The following is a 14,437-nucleotide window of genomic DNA, read 5'->3' as shown; positions in this document are numbered from 1 at the left end:
TTCATTATTTTTTAAAGGGTAACATTCAGTCCGAAAGTGTAAACTCTTGGGGTTGGCACAGGATTTCCGTTACCGTCTGCAGTTTGCGGATCCCATTGGTTCCAGTTTGGCGCATATACGCCTGCATTACTTACATTGGCATATATTTTTGCGTTCTGGATTTTAAGCTTGCCCAAAAAATCTTTTGGCAAACTGTAGGCAAGGGCAATGGTATTTAACCTGATGAATGAACTTTTGCGATAAGCGTTGAAACTTACCCCACTTAAGCCAGAATTTAAACGCGCATAATCGTTAATGGGATTACCAGGAGTCCAGTAAGGTACCACGTACGAACTCGAGCGGCCAAAGCCAACGCTTCCCGGCTGGTTTTTGGTCTGGTTATCGGCCCTGAGCTGGCCCCAGCTCGATATGAACTGAAATGAAAAATCGAAGTTTTTATAGATATTGAAATCGTTGCGGAACGACCAGTTAAACCTCGGACTTCTGTAACCGATAAACTGTTTATCCAGATCATTATACACATAATTGCCATCTACATCCAACAATTTAAAATCGCCCGGTTTAATGCCTTTGTTAAATTTATTGGCTTCTGCCACTTCGTTTTCCTGCCAAACCCCTAAAATTTTATACTCCCAGATCACGTCGATATCTTTACCGATAAACCATCCGTTTCCGGGATCGTCATTCGGTGTTGCCAAAGCCACAATTTTATTCCGGTTAAGCGAAAAATTTGCAGTGCTGCTCCAGGTAATGTTTCCTCCTGTAAAGTTTTTGGTGGTAATGCCCAGCTCTATACCTTTATTGTTTACGCGCCCTAAATTGGCATTAACATTTACATAGCCCCCTGCAGAAGGTAACGTCTGGCTGATTAAAAGATCGGATGTTTTTTTGTCGTATAATTCAAGCGATCCGCTGATTCTGTTATTCAGAAAGCCAAAATCCAGACCCAGGTTTAAAGATTTGGTTTTTTCCCATTCCAGGTTTGGATTGCCTAAGCGAGAGCTGTTAACAACAGTATTTACTTCAGCCGGTGTTCCGCTGCCATTAACCGATTGGTATTTTCCTCCATCTAAGGTTTGGATGGCCACATAAGGATCGATCACATTATTATTATCGCGGATCTCCCGGTTTCCGTTGATACCGTATGATAAACGGAGTTTTAAAAAGTCGATCCACTTAGCCGATTTCAAAAAACTTTCTTCGCTTACTGTCCAGGCTACAGCAGCAGCCGGAAAATTAGCACGTTTTTTAGCCGCACCAAATGCAGAGTAACCATCTCTACGGATGGAGCCAGTTAAAGCATACCTGCCCTTATACGAATAATTTACCCTGGCCAGTAAGGCATCGCCGGTATATACCTTATCATCACTGCTTACAGTTGGTTTATTGCCACTTTGTATGTTATGGTAACCAAGTACATCCGTTGGGGCAAAACCTTCATTACCCGCAAGGGTGTACCAGGTTGAATATTTTTCGCCATTCACCAGTAAGGTTACATCTACATTATGATCGTTAGCAAAAGTTTTGTTCCATTTTAAGAGGTTATCTAACTGCCAGTTGTACCTGGTTTCCTGTGCCCTTGTTGCAGAACCGCCCGGGGTGGCAACATTAGGATTTTTAGAAGAAAGGTGGTTAAAAGTACGGTACTGATCTAAACCCGGACTGAAATTGGCCTGATAGGTAATGCCAAAAGGCAGTTGTACTTTGGCATAAATGCTCCCAAATAAGGTACTTTGCTTTTGTAACCTCGAATTATAAGTAGGATCGAGAAAGGGGTTACGGGCATTAAGGCCGTTATCATCTGTCGGGATCCTTCTTAAAGAACCATCAGCATTATAAAAATCGCCGTAAGGAGATAAATCAGGCAGCTGCGAAAACTGTGCTTCAATTGCCCCTTCATCACGGTCGGCAAATTGAAGGTTCATACCAAGGGTTAAAAATTTGGCGGCTTTACCTTCTAGGTTTAAACGGGTACGGAAAGTACTGAAACCGCCACCCGCAATAATGCTTTCATTTTTAAGGTACCCTAAGGACATGTAATAGGAAACTTCTTCTTTTTTACCGCTCAAACTCAGCGTATGATCCTGGCGTTGCCCTGTTACAAAAAGCATATCGTACCAGTTGGTTGTTTTTCCGGCAAGATAGTTCGCTTTTTCATTGGCCAATAAGCCCAGCCGGCTTAGCCATAGGTCAGTTGGATTGGAAGTCGTTTGCCCGTTTAGCCATTGCGTTAGAGTTACCCCTTCCGGCAAATTATTCGGATCGTTATAAATGTATGGCGGATTAACACCACCACTGCGTTGTACATCGGCACGCCAGTTTAAAAAACCCGGGCCATCGTACACCGGTTGGTCGCCCGCCAGGGTTGCCATACCAAAGTTTACATTTACATTAATGGTTGGTGCACCGCTTTTACCTTTTTTAGTGGTAATGGCCACTACACCTGTTGCAGCTTTTGCCCCATAAACAGCAAGCGAACTGGCATCTTTAAGTACATCTACTGATTCGATATCGTTGGGGTTGATATCAGATAACTGACCGATATAGATCACCCCGTCCAACACAATCAGTGGTGTGGTAGTACCGGTAAGGGTAGTTTTTCCACGCACCAGCAGATCTCCGCCACCTTTGGCACTATTGTTAAACCCCACACTTAAACCCGGAATGTTACCGCGGAGAATATCTGTTACACTATTTGGATTTTCGTTTTCAAGCTGGGTAGCTTTAATGCTAGAAACAGCCCCGGTAACATCTTTTTTCTGGGCAGTGCCATAACCGATTACCACAACATCGTTAAGCCCTTGCGAAGCATCCTCTAAAGTAATATTGATTGTAGAACGCCCGTTTAAAGGAACTTCCTGTGTAGTGAAGCCAACAAAGGTAAACACAAGCGTTGGGTTGTTGCTTTCGGTTTTGATGGTGTATTTACCCAGGGCATCTGTAAGTGTAGCTACCTGTGTGTTTTTCACCTTTACATTTACCCCCGGAAGCGTTACACCTTTATTATCTTTAACGGTACCCACAACAGTGGTTTGTGCAAGAGCATTGAAACCTGCAAAGAGCGCGAGGAGCATCATGATTATTTTTTTTGCTTTACCCGTACAGGTGCGCTTGAGGTATAGGAATATACCCCTCTGATTGTAAATCTTACTCATATTTATAGTTTAGTTAATGGTTAGTTGCTGTTGATTCTTACCTAAGTAAAAACCTGCCAGATTCATGTTCGCAATAAAATCTCAATATTGAAATAGGTACGGCTGAACAAAAACTGGTAAAAGGCTTTCTGATTAAATGAGAAATCAGCCGGAAAAAAAATGAATAATACCACCCTTTGGGTATATTGGTTGATTCTTGAACATGGTTATTTGGTTAGGCTTATTTTATCTAATATAAAAACGAGTGGGGCGAGATGTAAAAAACTATAATCCAGATAAGCCCAAAAACTGCGTCAGTTTGAATTTACAACGATGTAATTAATTTGGGGATCTCGACATTTTAACTGTAGAAAGTCTCTTCGGCTGCTGTTATCCTGAAGGCTGAACAAGGATTTTGACCACAGATAACACAGATACACACAGATAAGGTATCATGTATTTTCTTTAATTGTTTGCCACGGAAGCGCAGAAAAACACGGAGAATCATGCGTAAATTCTCACTACGCGTTGCTTCGGTCTTTAACGAGGACTAGTGATATTTGCATTTGTAATGCACAATTACTCAAATAAAAAGTGATAAAATCGTTTTTTTCCTTCCATCCCCTCTGCAACAAAAACGATGGTTCGAAATAGTTTATTAGAAAAAACGGGTGCCCGATATTTATGGCCGGTTAGACACCCACCATTAGGATTACATAATGATTCCGGACTGCGCAGGAATGAGGAAACTTTTATTCAATCCCGCTAACAAAAACGGGTGCCAGACTATATCCGGCACCCGTTCTTTATTAAATATTATTTTTGGCCGGTGTAACACCGACCCTTAGAAACCCTTCTAATAACCCGGATTTGGAGTTAAATTAGGGTTATTTTTGATTTCCGGTGTAGGAATCGGAAACAGCAAATGCTTGGTTTGCAAAGGTTGGTTTACACTTTTGTTAATGTGGCCAACAAAATTATCGAAACCATTGGTATCTTCATTGTACACTTTACGCAGGCGCACCATATCGAACCAGGTAATGCCTTCGTAACATAGTTCATGCCAGCGCTCTCTCCATACGGCTTCTTCAAACTGTGTTTGACTTAAACCTGCCAGATCAGCCAGTTGTGCTCTTTTTCTGATGGCATTTACCGCGGTATAAGCTGCCGCATTTGGCGCTCCATCGGCCCTGTTCTGCGCTTCAGCATAAATTAACAACGTTTCGGCAAAACGAATCTGCGGAATGTTTAAATCACTCCTGCTGGTACCTTCTACACCCAGCGTACCATTTGCGATGATATCAAAGTGCTTAAAAATATAAGGTTTGCCACGGTTAATCAATGGTAATTTAAAGCCATCAGTATAATAATCAGTGAAAAAATAACCATCCCTGTTTTTCGCCCTTAAATCGCCAGCCTCGTAAGAGCCGTAAAAACTCTGGGTAGGAATTGAAGTACCGATACCGTCGATTTTTGAAACCAAAGGCTGGTGCAATGGTAAATAAGACGATTGTAAGGGATTACCTGCTCCGGCTGCATCATTATATTGAATGCCGAAAAGGTGTTCCAGTTTATTATCGTTTTTAGCATCGTGTATGGCACCATAAGTGGTGTACAAACCAAGACTCCCTGCATTTGCCGCAGCATAATCAACCACTTCTTTTGCTTTATCAGCCGCAAGTCTGTAATATGCAGCACCTTTGTTCAGTGGCTGACCAGCCATGGTTAAATAAACTTTAGCCAGTTCTGACTTAATAGCAGCTGTAGAAACACGTCCGCTTCCATCCATGTAAGGTAAACCTGCAGCTTCCGCCGAAACCAGGTCATCCACAATCTGTTTGTAAACCTGCTCCTGTGGTGTTCTGGAAGGGGCAAAATTAGGATCATTAGGACTGGTAATTGGCTTGGTAATTAACGGCACATCGCCCCATAAACGCACCAGGTAGAAATAAGCCCAGGCCCTGATAAAAGACGCTTCTCCCAGAATCCTTTTCTTTTGTGCAGCATCCATCGGGCTAATCCCCGGTACTTTATCCAACACTAAATTGGCCTGCGCAATCACTTTGTAAAAACCATTCCAGTTTTGGTTAATATGTAGGTTAGAACCATCATAAATCAGTGAATATAAGTTGTTCAGATCGGAGTTTTGCGCAGTTTCTGTAGTCTGGATCCCCGTCGGGGCATCGAGCATTTGCCAGTTGTTGGAGAAAATACCAGCACCATTTCCAATAAACCTGATTTCCGAATAAACTGCTGCAATACCTGCTTCGGCATGTTCTGGCAGCGTATAAAAACTGTTGGGCGAAAGATTGGTCGGATCGGTTTCATCCAAAAACTTCTTACATCCCGAATTTCCGATGATAGCACCACCTAGCAATAACACGGCAGCGATATTTTTTATATTGATTTTCATTTTAATATCCTTTCTTAAGTTAATATTATAATCCAATGTTTAGGCCTACCATAAAAGTGGTTGGTTTTGGATAATCGAAAAATGTTTGTCCCTGTGCAAATACGTTTCCGTAAGTGGTTACCTCCGGGTCGTTACCGGTATATTTGGTAGCCAGGAAGAAATTCTGAACAGATGCATAAACACGTAGCCTGTTTAAGCGCAATTTTTCTACCAGCGTTTTGTTAAAGGTATAACCCAGTAAAAGGTTTTTACCGCGGATGAAAGAACCATCTTCCAGCCAGTGGGTATCTACGTTGGTAACATAACCAGCAGCCTGATCCCTGATCGCCGCAATCGGTGTATCCTGGTTTTGAGGCGTCCATGCGTTTAATACACTGGCAAAACTGTTGGCCTGTACCTGTCTGTCTTCACCAGAGTGGTGCGTCATGTTCAGTACATCATTACCGTAAGAATATTGAAGTTCTACAATCAGGTCTAAATTTTTATAACGGAAGGAGTTAGAGAACGATCCCCATCCTTTTGGCGTTCCGTTTCCGATAATCTGACGATCGGCATCGGTAATGGCATGGTCGCCGTTTACATCCAGGTATTTAATATCGCCCGGAAGCAATGTTTTACCACCACGGTAGCTCACATATTTAGCAGCCTCTGCCCTTTCGGCCTCGCTCCAGGTACCTAAACGCACTAATCCCCAGAATGAACCTACCGGCTCACCTACCCTGATGATACCCGTCTGGTTAGTGAAATTCGGGTTACCTACACCAAAAATATCATCCGGCGTAGCCAAAGAAAGCACTTTATTACGGTTAAGAGAGATGTTGAAACTGGTTTTCCAGGTAAAATCGTCTGTTTGAATGTTTACCGTGTTGATACCTAAATCCAAACCTTTGTTCTGCATCGAACCCACGTTTTTCCTGATTACCGAGAAACCTGAAGTACGAGGCACCGGTGCGTCAAGCAACATATCGGTTGTTTTCCTGTAATACAAATCGGCTTCTAAATTAATGCGGTTGTTAAATAAACCCAGTTCTAAACCTGCATCAACCTGCGCAGTTTTTTCCCAAACGAGATCCGGATTGGCCAGCCTTCCGATTCCGATACCCGTTACCCTGGTATCGTTAATAATGGCCGAGTTATTAACCAAAGTGGCTAATGATTGGTAAGCCGGAAGTTCAGAGTTACCACTTAATCCATAACTGGCCCTTAATTTTAAGTTAGAAACGGTTTTGTTTCCTTTAAGAAAATCTTCGTCTGAAGCTTTCCATGCCAATGCTGCCGAAGGGAAAAAGGCAAATTTATGGTTATCGCCAAATTTCGACGATCCATCTACCCTACCGGTAACCGTTACCAGGTATTTATCCTGAAAAGCATAGTTTACCCTTCCAAAATAAGAGTTAAAAGCAGACCGGTTACGGCTCGAACCCACGGTAATGGATTTACTGCCTGACCCCATATTGTTGTTTCCGTAAAAATCGGTCACAAAGTTTTCAGCGTGGCTTGTATTGCTGAAGAAATTGGTGGCCTGCCACGAAATACCCAATAAAGCATTAATGGCGTGCGATTCGGCAAAACGTTTGTTATAGGTTAAATAATTCTCTAACGACCAGAAAGTTTCGCGATCGTTGGTTACGTTAGCCGTTCCGTTTTGTCCGTCTGAGATGCCGTATAATTGTTTCGCGTTATACTCATTGATGTTTCGGCTCACAATATTGGCGCCCAACTGGGTACGGAATTCAAGATCTTTGCTGAAACTGATGGTCGAATAAACACTTCCCAATGAGGTTTGTGTAACCATGCCATAACGCTGATCGGTTAAAATGTGTACCGGGTTAGAACCGCCCTCAGCCCATGGAATCAGCTTATTATCGCCCCATTTGCCATCAGCTAATTTAATTGGGAGGAAAGGAAATGCTTCAGTAATCATACGCACTGAGTTTAGTCCGCCTGTTCCCTGATCTACAATATTTTCGTTCTGGTTGTTGTAGCTTAAATTACCACCCACTTTTAACCAGGTTTTAATTTTACTTTCGAAGTTAAACCTACCCGAATAACGTTTTAAATAAGAATTTAATAATAAGCCTTCATCATCGCGGTAACCCACAAAAACGCCGTATGTATTGTTTTCATTTCCACCTGTAAACCCTAACTGGTGGTTTTGCGAAAGTTTGTTCTGGGTAGATTCTTTTAACCAGTCGGTATTGTACAATGGATTTCCGTTACTGTCAAAAAACTGCGGCAATGCTATCCTTGCTGCTTTAGGAACAGGCGTTGAAGCATAATTACCTGCTGCCCATCCTACCGGATCGTACACTTTAATGTTATCGTAAGCCAGATCCTGAACTTTTACATATTCATTGGCATCAAGCATTTTAACATGGTGCGCAGCCAGGGTATTAATGCCAAAATCAGCATCGTAAGTAACCCGCTGCGAGTTGGAAGTTCCTTTTTTAGTGGTAATCAAAATTACACCATTGGCACCCCTGGCACCGTAAATTGCAGTTGACGATGCATCTTTTAATACCTCTACCGAGGCAATATCGCTCGGGTTGATAAAATCGATGGCGTTACTGTTCTGTGTTTGGGTAGTTACCGGTAAAGCCACCCCATCTACCACATAAAGCGGGTTGTTACTGGTATTGATGGAACTGAAACCCCTGATTTTAATGTTGGTCTGCCCGCCCGGTCTACCCGAGTTGGTATTTACCTGCACACCCGAAATACGACCAGCCAAAGCCTGGTTTAATGATGGTGCCGGGCGCTCCTGTAATTCGCTGGCCTTTACCACCCCAACAGAACCGGTAAGGTCGCTCTTTTTTATGGTTCCATAACCGATTACCACTACGTCATCCAATTTACTGGCTTCGGCAACGGCCATTTTAACGCTGAGGTTGTTCTGTTCTCCTACCGTTACATCCTTATTCTGATACCCCACGTACGAAAAGCGGATTACCTCGCCAGAATTGGCCTCGATGCTGAATTTACCAGATTCATCTGTTACTGCCGTTTTACCCGAAGTGATGTTTTTGATGCCGACCCCGGGGATGGGCATATTTTTTTCATCCAATACGGTTCCGGTGATTACTTTTCGGCTCTGAATATGGCCAAAAGGCACATCCAGAACAGAAAACCGCTTCGATTTTGCGGCAACCGGATTCATTGAAAATGCAGGACTGTTGAGCAGAAAAAGCACAGAAAGCCCTGAAATCTTGAGTAGATTGATTTTCATTTAGTTTTGCTTTAGTTAATGTTTAGTTAATTATCTATTCTTCACCCAATTACGGGTAAAACGTTTTATCAACTATTCAAAACAGAATAATTGACCTGGAAATCATCAATAAATTAATCAGAAGGCTTTAGGCAATAAACAGTGGGACAACCTGTAATTACGGGATTGGGATAGGGATAGGATAAACAGACATCAGTGTTAACTACACAGGGGTGCACTGCACAATACGAAGTAAATGTACCTGGGCTCTTCATTATATTTGGTTATGGATAAAACGATTTATCTACCCAATATTAACTATTTTACCACAAAATCAAGAATATTATTTTGCTATTTAATTCTTACTCAACCGTATTAATCAGATTATAGTATGATTATTTTTACAGATTTAATTTTTTTGAACAAACAGACATAATAAAAATTAAAAAATAACGTTGTCAGCGCTAACGCAATATAAGTTTTAGACTCTTTTTAATTTTAGTTCAGAAAATCTGATAAATTTTCTGATAAGGGCCAAATTTATAAAATCCTGAGCCCAAATTCGTGTTGATGAAATATGGCGTGATCATCACTTTATCTGTAACCTTTTGAGTTATTGCCTTTGCTCCCTAAAAAGCTCAGATTTAAGCCTGGTCATTTCGCCTAGCATAGAAGTGAAGGGCAAATCATAGCCAGAGATACGACCGAGTTTAGCTACTGCAAAATTTAAAGTCTCAATCTCTGTTTCACGCTTATTCAGTATATCCTGATAGGTTGATATTTTTTGCCCGTCAGACATTTTGCTAATCGCCAGCACATTTTGATTAACATCATCAACGGTTAAAATTATACCGTTCGCATTGGCAACAGCAATACATTCTGCAATAATTTTTTCCCCGATTTTAAGTGCTGCAGCATTTCTATGAAAAACACCGTTGTCAATTTCGAGCAGCGGACAAATGGAATTGAATACACAATTGGTAATTACCTTTTTCCAGATCAGAACCTGGATATTTTCTTCCACCCGAAAAGGAAAAAGTCTGGCATCAATCTGTTTTACAATTTCGTTTAAGTTTTCATTTGAGCCTTTAATTATTCCGATGGGTGATGGTGCAACCACTTTTAAACGCACTTCATCCGTTTCTGCTATAACCTGGCTGGTAGCCATTAACACGCACCTGTACAATTGGGTAAAACCCCGGTCGATAAAAGCTTTTTCCACACCCAGTCCATTTTGCAGGAAAACGATCGGCAAATCCTTTCCGTATTTTTCAAGGCGCTCAGCAAGTTTATCGTTTCCAAAAGATTTATTGGCCAAAAGGATCAGTCCGTCGAGTTTATCGTGACTGGCAAATGTGTTGATGGCTATTTTTGCATTCACAGTCTGATCTCCGGTACTGACGAAGATATTTTCGTGATAAGCCTCACCATGATCAACACTTCCACGGATTATGGTTACATTTTTTCCTTGTAATGAGAGTGCAACGGCCAATGCTTTTGCAATTACGCCTTTACCAATGACATAGATATTCTGATTATTGCTCATCAACTGTTTTATTAACTAAACAAATTACGTAATTAGTTACGGAATTAACAAGTTTATTTAATCGTAACAGCCGAACAATTATAATTTAATTTCAGTCAGAAAAATCGTCATTCCCAACCAGATTAAGAATCTTAATGCATAAAACTAAAGGCATTAAGATTCCGTCTGCGCGGGAATGACGAGAAAAATTATTCTAAAATTATTTCAAATCAAAGCGATCTGCATTCATTACTTTATTCCAGCCAGCTACAAAATCTTTTACAAATTTCTGTTGTGCATCTGAGCTGGCATAAACTTCTGCAATTGCCCTTAATTCGGAATTAGAACCGAATACAAGATCAGCACGGGTGGCCGTCCATTTTGGCTGTCCAGTTGCGCGGCTGCTGCCGATATACAACTCTTTATCTTCGGCAATGGCTTTCCATTGGGTTTCCATATCCAGCAGGTTTGCAAAGAAATCGTTAGTCAGCTGGCCCGGTTTATCAGTTAAGATCCCGTTTTTTGACCCGTCGAAATTGGTATCGAGTGCTCGTAAACCACCTACCAATACCGTTAATTCAGGCGCCGTTAAATTAAGCAACTGTGCCCTGTCGATTAAAAATTCCTCAGTAGACACCGGAGATTTTGATTTACGGTAATTGCGGAAACCATCAGCAACAGGTTCTAAATAACCAAATGATTCTACATCAGTTTGTTCTTGCGAAGCATCTGCCCTGCCCGGTGTAAAAGGAACAGTAATAGTATGTCCGGCAGCTTTTTCTACCGCAGCGGCACCACCCAATACAATTAAATCGGCGAGTGAAACTTTTTTGCCGTCAAACTGAGCACCATTAAATTCCTGCTGAATTTTTTCCAGCACATTTAACACTTTTTGCAGTTGAGCAGGATTATTTACTGCCCAGTCTTTTTGCGGAGCCAAACGGATGCGTGCACCATTTGCACCACCACGTTTATCAGAACCACGGAAAGTAGAAGCAGAGGCCCAGGCCGTAGAAACCAGTTCGGAGATGCTTAAACCACTTGAAAGGATTTTTTCTTTCAAACCTGTAATATCACCCTCATTAATTAATGCATGATCAACTGCAGGAATCGGATCTTGCCAAAGCAATTCTTCCTGAGGCACATCAGGACCAAGGTAGCGGGCAATCGGGCCCATATCACGGTGCGTTAACTTAAACCAGGCACGTGCAAAAGCATCAGCAAACTGATCAGGATTTTCTAAGAAACGTCTGGATATTTTTTCGTAAGCCGGATCTAACCTTAAAGCAAGATCGGTGGTGAGCATGGTTGGTAAATGTTTTTTCGAACTATCAAAAGCATCAGGGATAATCGCTTCTGCATTTTTAGCCACCCACTGGTGTGCACCAGCCGGGCTTTTACTTAATTCCCATTCAAAAGCAAAAAGGTTTTCGAAGAAATTATTGCTCCATTGGGTGGGTGTGGTGGTCCAGGTTACTTCTAATCCGCTGGTAATGGCATCGGCTCCTTTACCAGAAGCATAGCTGTTGTTCCAGCCCAAACCCTGGCTTTCTATACCTGCAGCTTCAGGTTCTTTACCTACGTGATCTGCCGAAGCGGCACCATGGGTTTTACCAAAAGTATGTCCGCCTGCAATTAAAGCCACAGTTTCTTCATCATCCATCGCCATACGGCCAAAGGTATCGCGGATATCTTTTGCAGCAAGAATTGGATCAGGATTGCCATCCGGCCCTTCAGGGTTTACATAAATTAAGCCCATCTGTACCGCAGCAAGTGGTTTTTCGAGGTTACGCGAGTGTACATCACCATCGGCATCATCATCGCTAACCAATACGCCATGAGCTTTATCTGCACCATCAGATCCATGTGCGTAACGGAGGTCGCCACCCAGCCAGGTCGTTTCCGAACCCCAATATACCGATTCATCAGCTTCCCAAACATCTTCCCTTCCACCTGCGAAGCCAAAGGTTTTAAAACCCATCGATTCTAATGCGATATTTCCGGTTAAAATCAATAAATCGGCCCACGAAATTTTACGGCCATATTTTTGTTTAATAGGCCAGAGTAAACGGCGGGCTTTATCAAGACTCACATTATCAGGCCAGCTGTTTAATGGTGCGAAACGTTGTAAACCTGCTCCTGCACCGCCACGACCATCGCCCACGCGGTAAGTTCCGGCGCTGTGCCAGGCCATACGGATAAATAAGCCACCGTAGTGACCAAAATCTGCCGGCCACCAATCCTGAGAATCAGTCATCAGTGCATGAAGATCTGCTTTTAAAGCATCCAGATCCAGACTTTTAAAAGCTTCAGCATAATTAAAATCTTCATCCATTGGGTTGGATAAACCAGAATGCTGACGCAAAATGCTCAGTTTTAATTGTTTTGGCCACCAATCGTTGTTTCTGGTACCACCGCCACCTACATTGCTCTTCATGCTACCATTATGAAACGGGCATTTACTGATGTCGTTCGATTCTTTTTCCATATGTATAATGTTTTGTTAATAAAAAGCTAAATATCCTGCTGTTGAACAGTAATAATATAAATTTAGAGAATCATAATAACTAATCCCAATCATTTAATTCTATAATGAAATAGTTAGAATCTATTATGATTCTATATCAGGTTTTTAGCAGTGTTGAAACGCTTGGCCTACTGCAAATAAAATGCCCCGTTAAGTATTTAAACTTTCCGGGGCATAATAAGACAGGTTTATGCAGAGATGATTTTAAAACGTATTAAATTTAAATTTCTGGTTATTTGCACCTCCATAACTCCAGATATTAAGCAATGTACTGTTGGCTGTATTGCTGCCCGGAACGTCAACATTTTTTGAAGGCACGCTGCGGGGCGATATAATGTAATAACCACTGGCTTCAGGCGTGATGTTAAACTGCTGGGTGGGGTCGCCGGTATTGGTCCTGATTTCGAGCTTCGTTCCATTTGCTACACCATTGCCAACCACTGTAAGCGCTTTGCTTAATGCATGTAAAGGCGACAAGGTGTAATATCCGTCAGCATTTTTGGTCACATTCCACCTGGCATTGTTGGTGTTTCCATCGGTATAAAGAATAATCTGGGTACCATCGGCAGTAGCGCTGCCTGGTACATTTAACAGTTTGGTATTATCCAGCGCCGAAGCAATTTCGTAACTGATGTTTGCCGGTAATCCGGTATAGGTAAAACCGGTGTACAACTGGTTAATGCCAGCTATATCCGTAGGCGACATATTAGCGGCCGGATAACTGGTTTGATAGGTAGAACCATCGAGTTTGGTAATGGTAGGCTGGCCATTGCTCGAAAAGGCATAAGGCTCGTACATCATGATCGACTCGAAATCGAAATTACCATAATTGGTATAGCCGCTAACCGAAACCTGGTTAAAATTGAACTCCTTATCGTCCGGAATATTTTCGGGATGGATTACCACGTTACTGCTCTGATCAGTCCGGCACTGCTCGTGCATGACGCCTAAAGCATGAAATATTTCGTGTATAATAATTCCGGGCGTATTGTAATTGTATAAATTGAGATTCTGGGCCCCTCCAACCATCCCTACTGATGAGCTATTCCCGGTAGATTTAACAAAATTGATGTAATTGGCTTGAGAAGTGCGTTGAACAAAGGTAAGTGGCGATACCCTTGCAATGTACTGCATGGCTTTGAGTGATGAGGCAGTATCTGCACCGAGATTGCTGAGGCTGTAATACACAATCGAATTAGTCCACCGTTTTACCAGTGAGTTCATAATTAACGCCCTTGCCGTGCTCGACATTGCCGCATTACTATTGGCCTTTAACAGGTTAAATTGTTGCTCAGTTAAGATAATGTCATCTGAGAGGTAATAAGTGCCTTTGTCTTCTTTGATCAGGATTTTGTTTCCACCGAAATTAAACTCATGCATTTGATCCGATTTTTTAACAGTGGGTTCAACACCGTTTTCGATACCTTGTTTTTTACAGCTAAAAACTGAAATACAGAGCAGGATGGCCGAAAATACGCCGAGGTAAATCTTTTTGTTTGTTTTCATTAGTTTTGTTTTATGGTTAGAGATAATTAAGTTTTAATAACATATTTGCTTAACCTTTCATTAGCGTTAAGCCGAAAAACCAAGATTTACCCTACCTCAAGATGGTGTTTTTAAAAAGTAATGCTTA

Annotated in this window: 6 protein-coding genes; all 6 read right to left on the bottom strand. The window is 41.9% G+C overall.

The window, feature by feature from the left end:
* Positions 1–11: 11 nt before the first annotated feature.
* Positions 12–3,155, bottom strand: a complete 3,144-nt coding sequence (locus tag ABD769_RS01265) for a SusC/RagA family TonB-linked outer membrane protein (protein WP_344848660.1) — start codon at positions 3,153–3,155, stop codon at positions 12–14.
* 835 nt (positions 3,156–3,990) lie between these two features.
* Entirely contained in the window at positions 3,991–5,547 is a 1,557-nt protein-coding gene (locus ABD769_RS01260) for a RagB/SusD family nutrient uptake outer membrane protein (RefSeq protein WP_344848657.1), read from the bottom strand.
* Positions 5,548–5,572: 25 nt separating this feature from the next.
* Positions 5,573–8,773: a SusC/RagA family TonB-linked outer membrane protein gene (locus ABD769_RS01255; protein WP_344848654.1), complete on the bottom strand. Its 3,201-nt coding sequence runs from the start codon at positions 8,771–8,773 to the stop codon at positions 5,573–5,575.
* A 592-nt stretch (positions 8,774–9,365) separates the two neighbouring features.
* On the bottom strand, positions 9,366–10,298 hold the full coding sequence (locus ABD769_RS01250) for a ketopantoate reductase family protein (RefSeq protein WP_344848651.1): 933 nt from the start codon (positions 10,296–10,298) through the stop codon (positions 9,366–9,368).
* A gap of 199 nt (positions 10,299–10,497) precedes the next feature.
* Positions 10,498–12,765 (bottom strand): catalase/peroxidase HPI, encoded by a 2,268-nt coding sequence (gene katG / locus ABD769_RS01245; protein ID WP_344848648.1) that lies wholly within the window; start codon positions 12,763–12,765, stop codon positions 10,498–10,500.
* 243 nt (positions 12,766–13,008) lie between these two features.
* Complete coding sequence (locus ABD769_RS01240) at positions 13,009–14,310, bottom strand: M12 family metallopeptidase (protein WP_344848646.1); 1,302 nt, start codon at positions 14,308–14,310, stop codon at positions 13,009–13,011.
* Between the last annotated feature and the right edge of the window lie 127 nt (positions 14,311–14,437).

The sequence above is a fragment of the Pedobacter jeongneungensis genome (genome assembly GCF_039538295.1).
Taxonomy (GTDB): Bacteria; Bacteroidota; Bacteroidia; order Sphingobacteriales; family Sphingobacteriaceae; genus Pedobacter; species Pedobacter jeongneungensis.
Note: the sequence above shows the minus strand (reverse complement) of the source record. Positions and strands in the feature narration are given on the sequence as shown.